The 17,636-nt window shown below is 75.8% G+C and carries 11 protein-coding genes; 10 read left to right on the forward strand and 1 reads right to left on the reverse strand.

Annotation, left to right across the window (positions count from 1 at the left end):
• Nucleotides 1–253: 253 nt before the first annotated feature.
• The 6 genes from KSE_RS01805 to KSE_RS01830 all read left to right on the forward strand — a co-directional run bounded on the left by KSE_RS01805 (nucleotide 254) and on the right by KSE_RS01830 (nucleotide 11,388).
• A complete protein-coding gene (locus tag KSE_RS01805) occupies nucleotides 254–1,570 on the forward strand; it encodes an acyltransferase domain-containing protein (protein WP_202523275.1) in 1,317 nt (438 codons plus the stop codon).
• Nucleotides 1,567–7,389 (forward strand): SDR family oxidoreductase, encoded by a 5,823-nt coding sequence (locus KSE_RS01810; protein ID WP_014133544.1) that lies wholly within the window; start codon nucleotides 1,567–1,569, stop codon nucleotides 7,387–7,389. Before KSE_RS01805 ends, KSE_RS01810 begins: the two co-directional genes overlap by 4 nt.
• The gene (locus tag KSE_RS38020; protein ID WP_014133545.1) at nucleotides 7,386–8,084 is read left to right on the forward strand and encodes a 4'-phosphopantetheinyl transferase family protein; all 699 of its coding nucleotides are present in this window, start codon (nucleotides 7,386–7,388) and stop codon (nucleotides 8,082–8,084) included. The genes KSE_RS01810 and KSE_RS38020 overlap by 4 nt, the downstream gene beginning before the upstream one ends.
• Nucleotides 8,057–8,830 (forward strand): SDR family NAD(P)-dependent oxidoreductase, encoded by a 774-nt coding sequence (locus KSE_RS01820; protein WP_014133546.1) that lies wholly within the window; start codon nucleotides 8,057–8,059, stop codon nucleotides 8,828–8,830. Before KSE_RS38020 ends, KSE_RS01820 begins: the two co-directional genes overlap by 28 nt.
• 162 nt (nucleotides 8,831–8,992) lie before the next feature.
• Nucleotides 8,993–10,555, forward strand: a complete 1,563-nt coding sequence (locus tag KSE_RS01825) for an MFS transporter (protein ID WP_014133547.1) — start codon at nucleotides 8,993–8,995, stop codon at nucleotides 10,553–10,555.
• An 83-nt stretch (nucleotides 10,556–10,638) separates the two neighbouring features.
• Entirely contained in the window at nucleotides 10,639–11,388 is a 750-nt protein-coding gene (locus tag KSE_RS01830) for a TetR/AcrR family transcriptional regulator (protein WP_014133548.1), read from the forward strand.
• A gap of 53 nt (nucleotides 11,389–11,441) precedes the next feature.
• Here the strand turns inward: KSE_RS01830 and KSE_RS01835 are convergent, their stop codons facing one another.
• A complete protein-coding gene (locus tag KSE_RS01835; protein ID WP_014133549.1) occupies nucleotides 11,442–11,945 on the reverse strand; it encodes a PadR family transcriptional regulator in 504 nt (167 codons plus the stop codon).
• Between the two features lie 303 nt (nucleotides 11,946–12,248).
• On the opposite strand from KSE_RS01835, the gene KSE_RS01840 reads away from it, so the two are divergent.
• The 4 genes from KSE_RS01840 to KSE_RS43510 all read left to right on the forward strand — a co-directional run bounded on the left by KSE_RS01840 (nucleotide 12,249) and on the right by KSE_RS43510 (nucleotide 17,556).
• Nucleotides 12,249–13,964: a glycoside hydrolase family 13 protein gene (locus KSE_RS01840; protein ID WP_014133550.1), complete on the forward strand. Its 1,716-nt coding sequence runs from the start codon at nucleotides 12,249–12,251 to the stop codon at nucleotides 13,962–13,964.
• A 430-nt stretch (nucleotides 13,965–14,394) separates the two neighbouring features.
• Nucleotides 14,395–15,774: an NADP-specific glutamate dehydrogenase gene (gene gdhA / locus KSE_RS01845; protein WP_014133551.1), complete on the forward strand. Its 1,380-nt coding sequence runs from the start codon at nucleotides 14,395–14,397 to the stop codon at nucleotides 15,772–15,774.
• 404 nt (nucleotides 15,775–16,178) lie between these two features.
• The gene (locus KSE_RS01850; protein ID WP_014133552.1) at nucleotides 16,179–16,685 is read left to right on the forward strand and encodes a hypothetical protein; all 507 of its coding nucleotides are present in this window, start codon (nucleotides 16,179–16,181) and stop codon (nucleotides 16,683–16,685) included.
• Between the two features lie 121 nt (nucleotides 16,686–16,806).
• A complete protein-coding gene (locus KSE_RS43510) occupies nucleotides 16,807–17,556 on the forward strand; it encodes a hypothetical protein (protein WP_193365910.1) in 750 nt (249 codons plus the stop codon).
• Nucleotides 17,557–17,636: the final 80 nt, after the last annotated feature.

The following is a 17,636-nucleotide window of genomic DNA, read 5'->3' on the forward strand; positions in this document are numbered from 1 at the left end:
GCGCCCCCGCCGGCCGTCCGTTCGCCTGAGCGCACCCCGAACCTCCGGCCGACACGACCCACCCGTGTGGGTGATGACCGCCCCCGCCCGCCCGAGTAACGTCAATGTGCGTGTGCGCGGCAGGGCAGTCGCCCGTCCCGCGCCCGGTTCCCCCTCTCCCTCACCCCTTTCCCGCCGCCCCGTCGTCCGGGCCGGTGCGCGCCTCCGCGCGCTTCTCCATCTCCCAAATGTCGCTCTGTGCTGAGGAGTTGCTTTGGTCGAGCGCTGCGCTTTCGTGTTCCCCGGCCAAGGGGCCTACCTGCCGGGCGGGTTGGCCCGGCTGGCCGAGGACGAGCCGCTGGTGGCGGACACCCTGCGCACCCTGGACGCCGCCGCCGTCCGCCTCGGCCGGGGCGCCCCGTCCCGGCTGCTGCTGGACGAACGGGCCCCGGCCCTGGAGGAGTTGGCGCGGGACGCGCCGGCCGATCTGCACGTGGCGCTGTTCGCCGCCGAGATGGCCCTGTTCCGCCTGCTGACCGAGCGGCACCGCCTGCGGCCGGACGTCCTGCTGGGGCACAGCTTCGGCGAGTTGGTGGCCCTCACCGCCGCCGGGGCGTTCCGGCTCACGGACGGACTGGCCCTGGTCGCGGCCCGGGACGAGGCTTTCGCCGCCTGCCCGCCGGAGCCCGGCGGGATGCTGGCGCTGGAGCTGTCCGCCGCCCGGACCGAGGCCCTGCTCGCCGGGCTCGCCGAGTGGGAGGTCATGCTGGCGGCCGACAACGGCCCGCGCCAGTGCGTGGTCTCCGGCCCGAGCGCCGCCCTGGAGCGGGTACGCGGAAAGGCCGAGGCGGTGGGCGTCCGAAGCACCCCGCTGCACGTCCCGTACGCCTTCCACCACCGCCTCCTGGCCGCCGTGGCAGGCGAGTTCGCCCGCCGGGCCGACGCCCTGCCGACCGCTCCGGTCGGCCGGCTGCTGCATTCGGCCATCCTCGGCCGCCGGATCACCGACGGCGACGCGGTCGGCGAACTGGTCGCCGCCCACCTGGTGCGCCCCACCCGGTTCACCGACGCGGTCCGGCTGCTGCACGCCGAGGGCGTCGAGCTGTTCGTGGAGTGCGGACCGCGCGGCGTGCTCAGCGGCCTGGTGGCGGCCACCCTCCCGGGCGTACGCACCCTCGCACCGCTGCGCCGCCGCCTGGGCGGCCCCGAACTGGCCGCCGAGCTGAGGGGGTTGACCGGCACCACCCCGCCCCCGGCCCCCTCCCCGCTCCCTTCCTCACCCCCACCCCCTCCACCGCCCCCGGCAGCAGCAGCACCGATCGTCCCCGATCGCGGCGAAGTCGTCGCCGTCCTCCGCGAGTTGTACGCGACGGCACTCGGCTACCCGCCCGAAGTGCTGACGGCGGACGCCGACCTGGAGGCGGACCTCGGCGTCGACTCGATCAAGCAGACCGAACTGTTCGCCCAGGCCGTCGCCCGCTTCGGCCGCAGCCTGCCCACCGAGGGCTCCCGGCTGACCAGTTACACCACCCTGGACGCCCTCGCGGGCCTGCTGCCCACCCTGCCCTCCGCATCGGGAGCCCGTACATGAACGAGCGTCCCGCCCCCTCCCCCGCTTCCGCCCCCGGTCAGGACCTGGCCGGGAAGGTCGCGCTGGTCACCGGCGGCGGCAAGGGCGTGGGCGCGGCGATCAGCCGTGAACTGGCCGCCCGGGGCGCACTGGTGGTGGTGAACCACTTCCACTCGCCGCAGGCCGCCGAGGAGACCGTGGCGGCGATCCGGGCGGCCGGCGGGCGGGCGGAGGGCCTGCGCGGGAGCGTCGCCAAGCGCGACCAGGTGGCGGCGATGTTCGCGACACTGGCCGAACGGCACGGCGGGGTGGACGTCCTGGTGAACAACGCGGCCCGGGGCGTGTTCGCCCGCTACGACGACCTCACCGACACCGAGTGGCAGCGGGCGCTGGACACCAACCTGCACGGCGCCCGCTGGTGCGCGCTGGCGGCGGCGCCGCTGATGGCGGCCCGGGGCGGCGGGGCGATCGTCAACGTGTCGTCGATCGGCGCGGGGCTGGCCATGGACAACTACCTGCTGGTGGGCGTCTGCAAGGCCGCACTGGAGGCGCTGACCCGCTACCTGGCCGCCGATCTGGGCCCGTCCGGGATCCGGGTGAACACCGCCTCGGCCGGCCTGCTGGACAACCCGACCGCCGCGCTCTTCCCCGGCTCGGACGCCCTGCGCGCGACCTGCGCGGCGGCGGCCCCGCTGGGCGGAGTGGGCCACGAGGACGACCTGGCGCGGCTGGTGGGCTTCCTGGCCTCCCCGCAGTCCCGCTGGATCTCCGGGCAGTGCCTGCTCGCCGACGGCGGCCTCTCGGTCGGCCGCGCCATGCTCACCCCGCAGCCCCCACAGCTCCCGCAGCTCCCACAGCCCCCGCAGCGGCACCAGGAAGCAACACCCCCTCCCCCCAAGGCCGTTCCGTTCCTCGCGCCGTCCACCCCGATCCGCGGCGCGGCCCGGACCGTCGCCGTGGTCGGTGCGGGCCTGGTCGCCCCGGGCGTCGACGACCCGGAGGAGCTCTGGCGCCGACTCGTCGAGGGCGTCCCGCAGTTCGGCGAACCCGGGGAGCGCTTCCCGCTCGAACACTTCTGGTCGCCCGAGAACGCGCCGGACCGCACCTACAGCCGGGTGGCCGGCTACCTGCGCCCCGCGCCCGACCCGGCCGAGGACTACCTCACCGCCTGGACCCGCGCCGCGCTGCTCCAGTGCGAAGCGCCGATCCTGGCCGCCCGCCCGGGAGTTCGCACCGCGTGCTTCGCCGGCGCGTGGGCCGAGGGCTCGCAGCACGTGGAGGAGAGCGTACTGGTCGAGGCGGCGGCCGCCGGCATCGCCGCCCACTGGCCCGACCCGGCCGGCCGGGAGTCCCTGCGCACCCGGCTGCAGCAGCGCCTGCGCGCCGTCTACCGGCACGCGGGAGACCCGGACGACCACCTGCCGCCCGCCGCCGTCCGCGCCGCCGTGGCCGGACTGCTGCCCGGCCCGGTGCCCGTGCAGGTGGTCGACACGGCCTGCTCGTCGGCCCTGTACGCGATCGACCTGGGCACCCGGGCGATCCTCGACGGCGAGTGCGAACTCGCGCTCTGTGGCGGGGCGTTCTCACTCGGCGCGCGCTACGGCGTGCTGTTCTCCCGGCTGCGCGGACTGAGCCGCTCCGGCGCGGTGCGGGCCTTCGACGCGGACGCGGACGGCGTGCTGTTCGCGGACGGGGCGGCGTTCGTCGCGCTCAAGCGGCTGGACGCGGCCCTGGCCGACGGCGACCGGGTACTGGCCGTGCTGGCCGGGTTCGGCGCGGCCTCGGACGGACGCGGCCGGGCGGTGCACGCGCCCAACCCGTCCGGCCAGCGGCGGGCGTTGGCCCGGGCCCGGAAGGCGGCCGGGATCCCGGCCGAACGGATCGACTGGGTGGTCGCCCACGCCACCGGGACACCGGTCGGCGACGGGGTGGAACGCGAGGTGCTGGCCGAGCAGTTGCCGCAGGCTTGGTGCACCTCGAACAAGTCCGTTCTCGGGCACACCGGTTGGGCGGCCGGCACGGTGTCGGTGGTGCACGCGCTACAGGGCCTCGCCCACTCCACCGTCCCGCCCCAACTCCCCTACCGCGCACCGGACGGCGCACCCCCGCTGCGGGTGCCGACCACCCCGGCGCCCTGGCCCCGCCCGGCGGACCGGCCGCGTACGGTCGGGGTGTCGTCGTTCGGATTCGGCGGCACCAACGGGCACCTGCTGCTCCAGGACGCCCCGCGCCCGGGCGAGTCCGCCCCGCCCTCGCTGCCCGAACCGGTGCCGGACGACCCGGTGGTGGTGGTCGCCTGGTCGGCCCACCTCCCCGGATCCCCGGACGTGGCACATCAGTTGACGCATCATCACAACCCATCCTCCGCGCGCTCGTTCGGTGCCGCCTACCCGATCCCCCCGTTCGCCGAGGTACGCCTGCCCGCCCCGACGGCCGCCCGCGTCGACCGGGCGCAGCTGATGGCGCTCCAGGCGGTGGCGGCCCTGACCCGGCCGGACGCCCCGCCCTGGTGGGAGGAACTGCGCGACGGCTGCGGGGTGTTCGCCGCCCACACCGGCGTCCCGTCGGCCTCGCCCGACCTCACGGTCCGCTGCCACGCGACCGCCCTGACGGCCGCCCTCGGGCAGCCCGCAACGCAGCCCGACTCACCCGACGACAACCACGGCCTCGACCCGGCGGCGCTGCGCAAGGCCACCGAGGCGTTCCTGGACGCGGTGCGCGGGCGCACCGACCCGGGGGAGGACACCCTGGCCGGGCTGATGCCGAACGTGATCCCGGCCCGGGTCGCCGCCCTGCACGACCTGCACGGCCCGACCATGACGCTCGACACGGGGCTCACCTCGGGCCGCACCGCCCTGCGCGCGGCGGCGTCCCACCTGCGGCGCGGCGAACTGGAGTTGGCGCTGGTCATCGGCGCGAACGGCGTCTCCACCCCCGAACGCTCCACCCCCGAACTGACCACCCCCGAACAGACCGCTCCCGAACAGACCGTTCCCGAACGGCCCACCGCCGAAGGCGCGTTCGCACTCGTCCTCACCCGGGCGTCCGTCGCCCGCGCTCGGCAGTGGCCGGTGCTCGACACCCTCGCCGGCGTCCTCGAACGCCTGGAACGGCCCGCCCCGGAAGAGCCCCCCGCGCCCGACCGCTGGAGCTACCTCGGCGCGGACGACCTGCTGGCCGCCGTCCGCCACCTGGTCGCCACCCACCCCACCCCGCCCGCACCGCCGACCCCGCCCGCACCGATCACCCGACTCACCTGGCGGCACACCCTCTGCTGGACGCCCACCGGAGCGCCCGACCCCCGCTCGCTCGCCTCCCCCGCCGAAACCCTGGTGATCACCGGAGCCGCCCAGGCGGACGTGCTCCGCCCGGTCGCCGCCGCCGGTGCCCGGCTGCTCGCCGTCCGGCCGGCGGAGGATCCGGGGGCGGCCGTCGACCGGGTGCTGGCCGAGCATCCGGGCGGGTTCCGGCACCTGCGGGTGCTGGCCGACCTGCACGCCGCGCCGCCGTGGCCCGCACCGCCGACGGCCGGGCTGCTGGCCGTGCAGGAGGCGGCGTTCTGGGCGGTGCGCCGACTCCGCGACACGCTCGACACCTTGGCGGTCGGCGTGCGCACACCCTTCCGGGTGGGGGAACCCGCGCCGCACGCCCACCTGTTCACCGGGTTCGTCAAGTCGCTGGCATGGGAGCTGGAGGGCTGCACCGTCCGCGCTCTGGTGGCCGACTCGGCCGACTCGGCCAACCCGGCCAACCCGGCCGACCCGGCCGACCCTGCCGACCCGCTGGCCGTCCTGGCCGCACTGGAGGGTGAACTCGCCCACCCGGCGGACGGGTTGCCGCTGGCCAGGCGGCACGCGGGCACTCGCCTGGTCCAACGCCTCACTCCGCAGGAGTCCGCCCCCGTGCCCGCCGATGCCCCGCTCCTCCCGCCGCACCCGGTGGTGGTGGCGACCGGCGGCGCGCGCGGCATCACGGCCGCCTGCCTGCTCGGCCTGGCCCGTCAACTCCCCTTGCGGGTGCACCTGGTGGGGTCGAGCCGACCGGCCGAGGTGCCGCCCGAGCTGCTGGCGGCCGGGGCGGACGAGCTGCCGGCCGCCCGCGCCCGCCACATCGCCGCCGAGCACGCCCGGCACCCCGGGCGCCCGGTGGGCGAGATCAGCGCCGACTTCGACCGGCTGCTGCACGCCCGCGAGTCCGCGCTGACCCTGCGCGCGCTGCGGGCGGCCTGCGGTGCCGAGCACGTGCACTTCCACACCTGCGACGTGACCGATCCGGACGCCGTCCGGGCCGTCGCCGACGCGGTCGGCGCCCGGGAGGGGCGGGTCGACCTGCTGGTGAACGGCGCGGGGCTGCACCACCCGGGCGACATCACCCGCAAGACGCTGCCGGGCATGCGCCGGATCCGCGACGTCAAGCTGGCCGGCTACCACCACCTGCGCGCCGCGTTCGCCGGGCCGCTGGCCCCGGGGCTGTGGTGCAACTTCGGCTCGGTCACCGGCGTGGTCGGGCTGCCCGGCGAGAGCGACTACTCGCCGGCCAACGACTTCCTCTCCGCCGCCGCCCAATCCGCCGCCGACGAGCGGGAGTTCACCATCGCCTGGACGGTCTGGGACGAGACCGGCCTGGGCTCCGGCCCGGTCGTCCAGTCCTACACGGCCCGCACCGCGCGGCTGTCCCGGATGAGCACCGCCGAGGGGGTCGCCCACTTCCTGGCCGAACTGCGCCGCCGCACCCGCCCGGAGGGCCGCGCGGACCGGGTGGTCACCTTCGTCGGCGCGGCCGAGTACCAGTCCTTCGACACTCGCTTCCCCGGCCTGCGCACCCCGGCACCCACCGTCCCGGCACCCACCGCCCCCACTCTCCTCCCCGGCCTGCTCGGTGCCCCCGTCCTCCGCCGACCCGACCACGCGGTCTGGGAGGTGCTGTTCGGCCTGGACAGCCACCCCTTCCTCCGCCACCACCTGGTGGACGGCCGCCCGACCGTCCCGGGCGTCCTGCTCGCCGACCTCGCCGTGCAGGCCGCCCGCACCCTCCGCCCGGACGCGCCCTTCCGCGGCGTCGAGCGGCTGGCCTTTCGCAGCTGGGTGCGGGCCCGCGCCGACGGCCGCCCGGCCCGCTTCCGGGTCGAAGCGCACCTCCGCCCGACCCGGCCGGGCTACGCGGTGCGGGTGAGCGTCCGCTCCGACGTCGTCGCGCCGGACGGGCAGGTGCTGGCCGCCGACCGGGAGCACTTCCACGCCACCGTCCGCCTCGGCGGCCCGGCCCCGCTGCCCGCCCCGCCCGGCCCGGCCGCCGCCGGAGCCCGTCCGGTCGACGGTTCGTACGACGACCCGCACGACGCCCCGTCCTACGACCCGTACTACGACCCGGCGTCCCCGGTCCTGCTGACCGGCGTCTTCCGGGCCACCACCGACTGCCGCGCCACGCCCACCGGAACCGCCGCCCACTGGCGGCCCGACCCGGACGCGCTGGGCTCACTTCCCCGGCTCGGCACCCCGGCAGTCCTGCTGGACAGCCTCGCCCGCACCCCGGCCCTCAGCCCGGGCCCCGACGGGCGGCACCCCGTCGCGGTGCCGCACCACATCGAGCGGATCACCCTGCACCTGCCCGGCGACGACCACGACCTGCTGCTCGCCCATCCGAACGGGCTGCACCTGCGGCACTCCGCCGCGAGCGGCACCAGCACCGCCAGCACCCCGGACGGCCGGGTCGTCGCCCAGGTCACCGGCCTGCACGCGACCGTCCTCGCCCACCTCTCCCCCACCGAAACGCCCCCGGCCCCGGCCCCGATCCAGACCACGGCCCCGTTCCCGGCCGGCAGCCCCCCGCCCGCCCGATGAGCGCGCCCGTCCCCGCGCTGTCCGGGGCGCGCCGCCGCCGGCTGCCGACCGCCGCGGGCCCGGTCGACCTCTGGTGGCACGTCAGCCCGGGTCCGGCGCCGGTACGCGGGCGGGCGCTGTTGCAGCACGCCGTCGGGGCGCGCCGCGGTCGGCCCGCGGCCGAGGTGGCCGTGCTGCGCGACCCGCTGGGCCGCCCCGTGCCGGCGCCCGACCGGTTCCCGCCGCTGTGCCTGTCCGCCGCGCACAGCGGTCCGGTCACCGTGGCGGCGGTGCTGGCGGCGCCGCGTCCGGGCACGCTGCTCGGGATCGACGTCGAACACCTGGCCGCGCCGCCGTCCGCGCAGTTGCTCGACCTGGCGCTGACCGCCGCCGAGCGGGCCGCGCTGGCCGAGCTGCCGCCCGCCCTGCGGCTGCCGCGCTTCCTCGCGCTCTGGACGGCGAAGGAGGCGGTCGCGAAGGCGCTCGGCTGGCCGCTGCTGCGCGCGCTGACCGATGTCGAACTCGTCCTGCGGCCCCGCCCGGCCGTGGCCCGGCTGGGCCGGAACCGGGCACCGGCCGGCTGGCAGCTGCTGCCGCTGCGCCTGCCGGGCCGCCCGCACACCGCCACCCTCGCCCTGTACCAACCGCCCGCGACCCCACCTCCGCCCCCACGACGGGAGCACCGCCCATGGACCTCACCGGAAGCGTCGCCCTGATCACCGGCGGCACCCGCGGCATCGGCCTCGCCATCGCCCACACCCTGCACGCGCACGGCGCCCGGCTGCTCCTCACCGGCCGCTCCGAACCGTCCGGCCGCGCCGCCCTGGGGCAGCTGGACGGCGGCCCGGACATCGCCTTCCACCGGTCCGACGCCACCGTCCGGGCCGAGGCGGAGGACGCGGTCGACGAGACCGTGCGGCGGTACGGGCGGCTGGACGTGCTGGTGAACAACGTCGGCGGCGCGAGCGGCTTCGCGACCGTCGCCGACACCACCGACGACCTCTGGCGCGCCACCCTCGCCCTCAACCTCGACTCCGCGCTGCTCACCACCCGCCGCGCGCTGGCCCACCTGCTGCCGCAGCGCTCCGGGCGGATCGTCAACATCGCCTCGGTCGAGGGCCGCGACCCGGACCCGGGGCTGTCCGCGTACGCGGCCGCCAAGCACGCGCTGATCGGCTTCACCCGGGTGCTCGCCAAGGAGGTCGGCCCGCACGGCGTCACCGCCAACTGCGTCTGCCCGGGGCCGGTGGAGACCGACTGGTTCACCGAGCAGGGGCCGCGCGCGGCCGCCGTGCTCGGCACCGACTACCCGGGCCTGGTGCGGCACTTCACCGGCCGGACCGCGACCGGCCGGCTGACCCGCCCGGACGAGGTGGCCGCGGCGGTGCTGCTGCTGGCCTCCGGCCCGGGCGCGGGGATCACCGGCGCCTGCCTCCCGGTCGACGGCGGCATGACCGGCTGACCCCTCCGCTCAGCTCCCTCCCCCCTCCCCCTTCCCCTCCTCTCCGCCCTCCCCTCCGCCCTCCCGGGAAATCCGTTGTACACCGTAGAAGGACTCCTCTACGGTGTACAACGAACGGCCGCCCGGCCGCCTCGCCGCGCCCCGCCCTGCCCTGGAGTCCCCTTGTCCCAAGCCCCCGTCCCCCCGCCCGCCGCCCCGCACCCGCGGCGGTGGGTCATCCTGGCGGTGGTCTGCCTGGCCACCCTGGTGGTGCTGCTCGACAACACCGTGCTCAACGTGGCGATCCCCTCCCTGACCGAAGACCTGGGCGCGGGCACGGCCGACATCCAGTGGATGATCAACGCGTACGCGCTGGTCCAGTCCGGCCTGCTGCTGACCGCCGGCAGCCTCTCCGACCGGTACGGGCGCAAGCGCGCGCTGCTGGTCGGCCTCGCGCTGTTCGGCCTGGGCTCGGCGGCGGCGGCGCTCGCCCAGTCCTCCGGGCAGTTGATCGCCGCCCGGGCCGGCATGGGCGTCGGCGGCGCGCTGCTGATGACCACCACGCTGGCGGTGGTGATGCAGGTCTTCCAGGGCGCCGAGGTGCCGAAGGCGATCGGCGTCTGGGGGGCGGTCAGCTCGCTCGGCTTCGCGGGCGGCCCGCTGCTCGGCGGCGTGCTGCTGGCGCACTTCTGGTGGGGCTCGGTCTTCCTGATCAACGTCCCGGTGGCACTGCTCGGCCTGTTCGCGGTGGCCAGACTGCTCCCCGAGAGCAAGGACCCGGCGGCCCGGCGGCCGGACGTACCGGGTGCCGTGCTGTCCACCGTCGGCATGGTCGGCCTGGTATACGCGATCATCTCCGGCCCGCTGCACGGCTGGGGCTCCGGCCAGGTGCTGCTGTCGGGGGCGGTCGGCCTGGCCGCGCTGGCCGGCTTCGTCGCCTGGGAGGCGCACACGCCCGCGCCGATGCTCGACATGTCCTTCTTCCGGAACCGGCGCTTCAACGGCGCGGTGGCGGGCGGCCTGCTGGTCGCGTTCGGCATGGCCGGCTCGCTGTTCCTGCTCACCCAGTACCTGCAACTGGTGCTCGGCTACCGGCCGTTGGAGGCCGGGCTGCGGATGTCGCCGCTGGCACTGCTGATCGTGCTGCTCAACCTGTCCGGCGTCGGCGCCCGGCTGCTGCCGCGGATCGGCTTCGCCGGGGCCGTCGCGGTCGGCATGGGGCTGCTGGCGGGCGGCCTGGCGCTGGTCGCCGCGCTCGGCTCCGGGCACGGGTACCCAGGGCTGCTGGCCGGCCTGGTGCTGATGGGCTGCGGCATCGCGATCGCCAGCCCGGCGATGGCCTCGGCCGTGATGGGCGCGATCCCGCCGGAGCGGGCCGGGGCCGGCGCGGGCGTGCAGGGCACGGTGACCGAGTTCGGCGGCGGCCTGGGCGTGGCGGTGCTCGGCGCCGTCCTCGGCTCCCGCTTCGCCGCGGGCCTGCCGGGGAGCGTCCCGGCGGCGTCCGCGAAGTCCCTGCCGGAGGCGCTGGCCGCCGCCCCCGACGCCGCCGCGCGCACCGCCGTGCACGACGCCTTCGCCCACGGCCTGACGTCCAGCCAGCTGATCGGCGCCACCGCCGTCCTGCTCGGCGGCCTGCTCTCCGCCGCCCTGCTGTACCGCGCCGACCGCCCGTCCGCCCCCGCCACCGCCACCGCACCCGCCGACACCCCGACCGACACCCCGGAGGCCGTCCCCACCACCCACTGACCTCCCTCCCCCGCTGCCCTCCCCGCCCGCCTCCGCCCCCAGGCCGTACGGTGGTGCCACCCCGTACGAAGCGAAGGAGCAGCGTGGCCACCAAACGAGCCTCGCAGGTCAAGAAGAGCGTCTGGCTCACCCCCGGGCCGGTCCGCGGCCGCCGCTCGCCGCGGGCCGGCGAGGGCGGCCCGGGCAGCCTCGACCGCGAGGTGATCGTCGCCGCGGCGGTCCGCCTGCTGGACGAGCAGGGCGAGGCGCGCTTCTCGATGCGCGGCCTGGCCGCCCGGCTGGACGTCACGCCGATGTCGCTCTACTGGTACGTCGCCGACAAGGACGACCTGCTGGAGCTCGCCCTCGACGTGGTGGGCGGCGAGATGGTGCTCCCCCCGGCGGGCGACGGCAGCGACTGGGAGGCCGGCCTGCGCGCGCTGGCCGCGACCTGGCGGGCCGCGATGCTGGCGCACCCGTGGGCGATCCGGATCTACAGCGACTACCTGAACATCGGCCCGAACTCGATCCGCTTCTCGGCCCGCGCCCTGGAGATCGCCCGCGCCTCCCCGCTCTCCGAGGCCGATTCGATGGCGGCCCTGTCGGCGATCTTCCAGTACACCTACGGCTTCACGGCCACCGAGGTCAACTGGGCCGAGAAGGCCGCGGAGGCCGGCAGCAGCACCGAGGAGCTGATCGAGGAGATCACCGAGGCCGTCCGCGAGATCCCGGGCGTCGCCGACTCCGGCGTCCTGGTCGACCGCGCCGGCGAGCCCGAGACCGTCCTGCGCGAACGCGAGTTCCACCGCGCCCTGGACTGGCTGCTCACCGGCATGCGGGCCGGCCTGCCCTGACCTCTCGCCCCTCCGCCTCCCCCATCAGCCAACTGGCCGCCCGACCGCCCGGCTCAGGTGAGTTCCTGCTGGCAGCGCTCCAGCCAGTCGAGTTCGGCCTGCAGGTGCAGCACCTCGCCCTCGATCAGCAGCCGGGAGACGCCGTGCTCGGGGGTCTGGTCGGCGGTGGCGTGCAGGCCGCGGATGGCGGCGAGGCAGTGCGAGCGCTGCAGGTCGATCAGGGTGCGCGGGTCGGCGAGGCGGGTGCGCGGGGCGAGCACGAGCTTGAGGAAGAACTCCTCGCGGACCTTGCCGCCGTCGGACGGCCGGGCGAACCAGTCGCTGAGGACCCGGCGGCCGTCGTCGGTGAGGACGAAGACCCGCTTGGCGGGGCGCCGCTCCTGGCTGACGGCCTGCCCCTCGATCAGGCCGGACTTCTCCAGCCGGCCGAGCGTGACGTACACCTGGCCGTCGTTGGTGCGCGAGTAGGCCGGGCCGAACGTCGATTCCAGGGCCTGCCGGAGCTGGTAGCCGTGCGCGGGGCCGGTGGCGAGCAGCGCGAGGAGCGGAAGCCGCACCCGGGTGCCTCCCTTCGAGGTGTGTGGGGGAGTGCGCCGTGCGGCCGAACTTCGTCGGTCGTACGCCGGGCGGCTCTCCTGGGCTTTGCCCTACCCCGTTGTGCGCCCCCTTATTCGCCCTGGTTCGCCCGGTCTGATGGCACTCGGCGGCTCAGGAAGTGACATCTTCATCTCCTGTCTCCTGGACAGGGTGTTTGGCCTATACCTAACATCTAGGTATCCCCGGGGAACTGACGGACTGTCAGGCGCGGGGCCCGTGCCTGTCAGCGCGACCTCCCTCGCGCGCTCCCGTGAAGGTGACGCATGATCACGCCCGTCGTCCCGGCCGACCCGCCGCGCCCCGCCGAGGCCCTCGGGGCCGTGGAGGCCTCCGCCGTCCTCACCGCCGACGGCCTGCTCCCGGAGGAACGGACGGCCCCGCTCACCCCGGACGCGCTCTGGTGGCGCGACGCGGTGATCTACCAGGTGTACGTGCGCAGTTTCCAGGACTCCAACGGCGACGGCATCGGCGACCTGCCGGGCGTGCGGGCCCGGCTGCCGTACCTGAAGCGGCTGGGGGTGGACGGGGTGTGGCTGAACCCGTTCTACCCGTCGCCGCAGCACGACCACGGCTACGACGTGGCCGACTACAAGGGTGTCGACCCGATGTTCGGCACCCTGGAGGACTTCGACCTGCTGGTCGAGGACTGCCGGAAGCTGGGCCTGCGCCTGGTGCTGGACACCGTGCCGAACCACTGCTCGGCCGAGCACCCGTGGTTCCTGGAGGCACTGGCCGCCGCCCCGGGCAGCGCGTCCCGGGCCCGGTTCCACTTCGCGGACGGCCGGGGCGCGGCGGGCGAGCTGCCGCCGAACAACTGGCGGGCGATGTTCGGCGGCCCGGCGTGGTCCCGGATCACCGAGCCGGACGGCACCCCGGGCCAGTGGTACCTGCACATGTTCACCCCGGAGCAGCCGGACCTGAACTGGCGCAACCCGGAGGTGCCGGTCGAGTTCGAGAAGGTGCTCCGGTTCTGGCTGGACCGGGGCGTGGACGGTTTCCGGATCGACGTCGCGGCGGGCCTGTTCAAGCACCCGGAGCTGCCCGACTCGCCCGACCCGGAGGCGGACGAGCGGACCCGCGACTCGGTGAACCCGCTGGCCTGGAACCAGCCGGAGGTGCACGAGGTGTGGCGCTCCTGGCGGGCGATCTGCGAGGAGTACACGGCGCTGGACGGGCGACAGCGGCTGCTGGTCGGCGAGGCTTCGGTGCCGACCCCGGCCGAGCAGGCCAAGTACGTCCGCGGCGACGAGCTGCACCAGGCGTTCTTCTTCCACCTGCTGCACGCGCCGTGGGACGCCGAGCACTTCCACCAGGTGATCGACGCGGCGGTGCGGGACATCACGGCGACCGGTTCGACGGTGACCTGGGTGTTGAACAACCACGACCAGGTTCGCACCACGACCCGCTTCGGCAGCCCGGAGCGGGCCCGGGCGGCGGCGCTGCTGATGCTCTCGCTGCCGGGCGCGGCCTACCTGTACCAGGGCGAGGAGCTGGGCCTGCCGGAGGTCGACGACCTGCCGGACGAGGTGATCACCGACCCGATCTTCCACCGGACGGGCAGCCGCAAGGGCATCCGGGACGGCTGCCGCGTCCCGCTGCCGTGGGCGGGCAGCCGGGCGCCGTACGGGTTCAGCCCGGAGGGGTCGGCGCCGACCTGGCTGCCGCAGCCGGCCTCGTTCGCGGGGCACACCGCGGAGCGGGCGCTGGCCGACCACACCTCGCCGTACCACCTGTACCGGGAGGCGCTGCACCTGCGTCGGCTGCTGCCGCAGCTGGGCGAGGGCACGCTGCGCTGGATCGAGACGCCGCCGAACGTGCTGGCCTTCACCCGGGGCGACGGCCTGCTGGTGGCGACGAACTTCGGCACCGTCCCGGCGCCGGCGCCGGTCACCGGCCAGCCGCTGCTGTCCTCCGGCCCGTGCCAGGCGGGGGTGCTGCCGGCCGGGACCACCGCCTGGTGGATCCTGCCGCGCCGCTGAACGGCGGCCGCCGCTCCGCCGCCGCCGTCGCCGCGCACCCGCACCCGCACCTCCCCGGGGGCCGGTCGGCACCATCCGACCCGCTCTCCGTCCGGCTCCCGGGGAACTCTCAGGACACGCCCGGAAGTCCCACCGAATTCCCACCGTTCTCCGAGTTTGGGCGGCCTGGGCCGAAGTTGGGCGGCCGATGACCTCGGCTTTACCTGTCGGTCGACCGAAATACCCCCATTCGGGCGTCCACATCGTGGACGATCGGTCGATGGACGCAGGTCAGCCCTGTGACAATGGTGCAGACCATCGGTCCCACCCCGTCCACCGGCGCGTGTCAGGCGCGCCCCGGACGGTCCTCAACGGCGAGGAGGACCAGGGGCGGTCCCCGGGACGGGAACGCCCTCGTGCGCCATCCGAATCCACGGAAGGTTGTGCCTGAATGCCGGCCACCCCCACCTCCGCCGCGTCCACCGACGCCGGCGCCCGTCTGATCGAGCCGCTGTACCAGGAAGTCCTCCGCCGCAACCAGGGCGAGAACGAGTTCCACCAGGCGGTCCGCGAGGTCCTCGAAACCCTCGGCCCGGTGCTGCGGCAGCGGCCCGAGCTGGTCGACGCCCGGATCATCGAGCGCGTCTGCGAGCCCGAGCGGCAGCTGATCTTCCGGGTGCCGTGGTCCGACGACAAGGGCGGGATCCACGTCAACCGCGGTTTCCGGGTGGAGTTCTCCAGCGCCCTCGGCCCGTACAAGGGCGGTCTGCGCTTCCACCCCTCGGTCAACCTCGGCATCGTGAAGTTCCTCGGCTTCGAGCAGATCTTCAAGAACGCCCTGACCGGCATGCCGATCGGCGGCGGCAAGGGCGGCTCCGACTTCGACCCCAAGGGCCGCTCGGACGCCGAGATCATGCGCTTCTGCCAGTCCTTCATGACCGAGCTGCACCGCCACCTCGGCGAGTACACCGACGTCCCGGCCGGTGACATCGGCGTCGGCGGCCGCGAGATCGGCTACCTGTTCGGCCAGTACAAGCGGATCACCAACCGCTACGAGTCGGGCGTGCTCACCGGCAAGGGCCTGGGCTGGGGCGGCGCGCAGGCCCGCACCGAGGCCACCGGCTACGGCTGCGTGATGTTCACCGAGGAGATGCTGCGCACCCGCGGCGAGAGCCTGGCCGGGCAGCGCGTGGTGGTCTCCGGCTCCGGCAACGTGGCGATCTACGCGATCGAGAAGGCCCAGCAGCTCGGCGCGACCGTGCTCACCTGCTCCGACTCGACCGGCTACGTGGTCGACGAGAAGGGCATCGACCTGGCCCTGCTCAAGGAGATCAAGGAGACCCGCCGCGGCCGCGTCTCCGACTACGCCGAGGCGCGCGGCCCGCACGTGAAGTACGTGGCCGGCACCGGCGTGTGGAACGTCGCCTGCGACGTGGCGCTGCCCTGCGCCACCCAGAACGAGCTGCACGAGGCGGACGCGCTGGCGCTGGTGCGCGGCGGCGTCAAGGCCGTCGCCGAGGGCGCCAACATGCCCACCACCCCCGAGGCCGTCCGGGTCTTCCAGGAGGCCGGCGTGGCCTTCGCCCCCGGCAAGGCCGCCAACGCCGGCGGCGTCGCCACCTCGGCGCTGGAGATGCAGCAGAACGCCTCCCGCGACTCGTGGACCTTCGAGCACACCGAGGCCCGCCTCGGCGAGATCATGAAGCACATCCACGACTCCTGCTACACCACCGCGGAGAAGTACGGCAGCCCCGGCAACTACGTGGTCGGCGCGAACATCGCCGGCTTCGAGCTGGTCGCCGACGCGATGCTCGCCCAGGGCCTGATCTGACGCCCTGACCGCCCCGGAGGGGCCCGGGCCGCGCGGGTGCGGGCCGGGCCCCTCCGCGCGTCGCACCCCGCCCGACCGCCCGCCCCGTGCGCCGCCCGCCCGCCCGCCCGACGCCCCGCCACCTCCCGCGCCGGGGCGGTAGGTTGTGCCGTCGCGCCCCGACCCGCGGACGCGCACGGGGGCAACGGGGAAGGGGCGGCATGTCCGGGGGAACGGGTCGCACGGGACAGACGGGGCGGACAGGACGTACAGGGCGGGCAGGACGTACAGGGCGCGCGGAGAAGCGTCGGCGCGCCGGGGGGCCGGACCGCACCAAGTACGCGGCGACGCCGAAGCGTAGCGAGGCCCGCGGCCCGGCCCGGCGGCGGCTGCCGCCGGCCGTCGCGGCGCTGCTGGGCGCCCTGATGGCGCTGGCCGGACTGGCGCTCGGGGTGGGGGTGGCGCTCGGCGGCGTCTCCGCGCTGGGCGACGTCCGGGCCCTGCACCACCAGCCCGAACTGCGGATGACGGTCACCGACTGCCACACCACCGGCCGTTCCCGGAGCCTGGCCAACCACTGCCGGGGCACCGGCGACCCGGCCGGCACGAACGTCGCCACCGGCACCTGGACCTACGACGGCGCCCCGCTCGACTACCGGCCGGGCACCGTCGCCACCGTGCGGTGCGCCCCGGACGGCGAGTGCGCCCGGCTCGGGGTCGGCGACCACGTGCTCGCGCTGGCCTTCGTCGCAGGCGGCCTGCTGCTGGCCGGCGGCGCCCTGACCGCGCTGGCCGCCACCGTGCTCGGCGCCTTCGCCCCGGGCCTCGCCGCGGCCCTGCGCCGACCGCGCACCGTCCGGGTGCTGGCGACCGCCGCCGGGGCGGCGCTGCTGGTCGTCCTCACCGCCGCCCTCTGCTACGCGCTCGGCTGACCCCCGGAAACCGCCCCGTCTCCGGGGCCCGGTCCGCGAATCGGCTTGCGCTGTACCCGTCGACTGCGGGACGGTGGGAACGCTGTGTTCCGTTCGTGGATGTCCGGTGGGGGTAGGGGTCGTGTCGGTACGGACGCGCGGGGGCGCGCTGGCCTGTGGTCTCGTGTGGGCGGCCGTCCTGACCGGCTGCGCGGATCCCGGGTCCGCCGCCCCGCCCGGCTCCCCCACCTCAGCCACCGCCGCCACCGCCATCACCGACCGGTCCGCCGAGATCCAGCGGCTGCGCGCCGCGGTCGACGCGCCGGCCGAGCCGTTCTCGGCGGAGATCTCGGTGGAGGCCGCCGACGGGCGGACGTCCGCGCGCGGCCGGGGTCGGGTGAGCATAGGGGAGGTCCAGACCAGCTCGATGCGGCTGACCGCGTCCTCGGGGGACGCTCAGGGGCAGGTCAGCACCACCACGCGGAGCCGGGTGTACAGCCGGGTCGACGACCAGCCCTGGACCAGCCACCCGCGCGGCGAGGAGGTGCTGCTCGCCGACCACCGCCCGATGGTGCGGACGCTGCTGGCCGCCGACCCGGCCTCGTACCGGGGGCGGGTGCCGCTGCCGGGCGACGCCGACGGCGCGTCGGCCTACCACCTGGCGGGCCGGCTGCCGGTCGGGGAGGTGTCCGCCGCGCTCGGGGTGGCGGTCCGCCGGAAGGTCGCCGAGCACGGCATCGCGGACTGCGCCGCCGACCTGCGGGTCGACGACCGGGGGCGGCTCGCCGAGCTGTCGCTGGTCTGCGAGGGCGACGGCTACCGGGCCACCTCCACCCTCGGGCTGCACGGCTACGGCCCGCCCGCGGACATCGAGCCGCCCGCCGACCTGTGACCGGCCCGCCGCTCGCCAGCCGCCACCCGCGAACCTGTGACCGCCGCCGGAACGCGCCGGGCCCCGGCTCGTCCGAAGCC

This window comes from Kitasatospora setae KM-6054, assembly GCF_000269985.1.
GTDB lineage: Bacteria > Actinomycetota > Actinomycetes > Streptomycetales > Streptomycetaceae > Kitasatospora > Kitasatospora setae.

Coding starts and splice junctions, on each gene's coding strand:
- KSE_RS01820 (WP_014133546.1), top strand. CDS start 8,057: ATGGACCTCACCGGAAGCGTCGCCCTGATCACCGGCGGCACCCGCGGC.
- KSE_RS01810 (WP_014133544.1), top strand. CDS start 1,567: ATGAACGAGCGTCCCGCCCCCTCCCCCGCTTCCGCCCCCGGTCAGGAC.
- gdhA (WP_014133551.1), top strand. CDS start 14,395: ATGCCGGCCACCCCCACCTCCGCCGCGTCCACCGACGCCGGCGCCCGT.
- KSE_RS38020 (WP_014133545.1), top strand. CDS start 7,386: ATGAGCGCGCCCGTCCCCGCGCTGTCCGGGGCGCGCCGCCGCCGGCTG.
- KSE_RS01850 (WP_014133552.1), top strand. CDS start 16,179: ATGGCGCTGGCCGGACTGGCGCTCGGGGTGGGGGTGGCGCTCGGCGGC.
- KSE_RS01840 (WP_014133550.1), top strand. CDS start 12,249: ATGATCACGCCCGTCGTCCCGGCCGACCCGCCGCGCCCCGCCGAGGCC.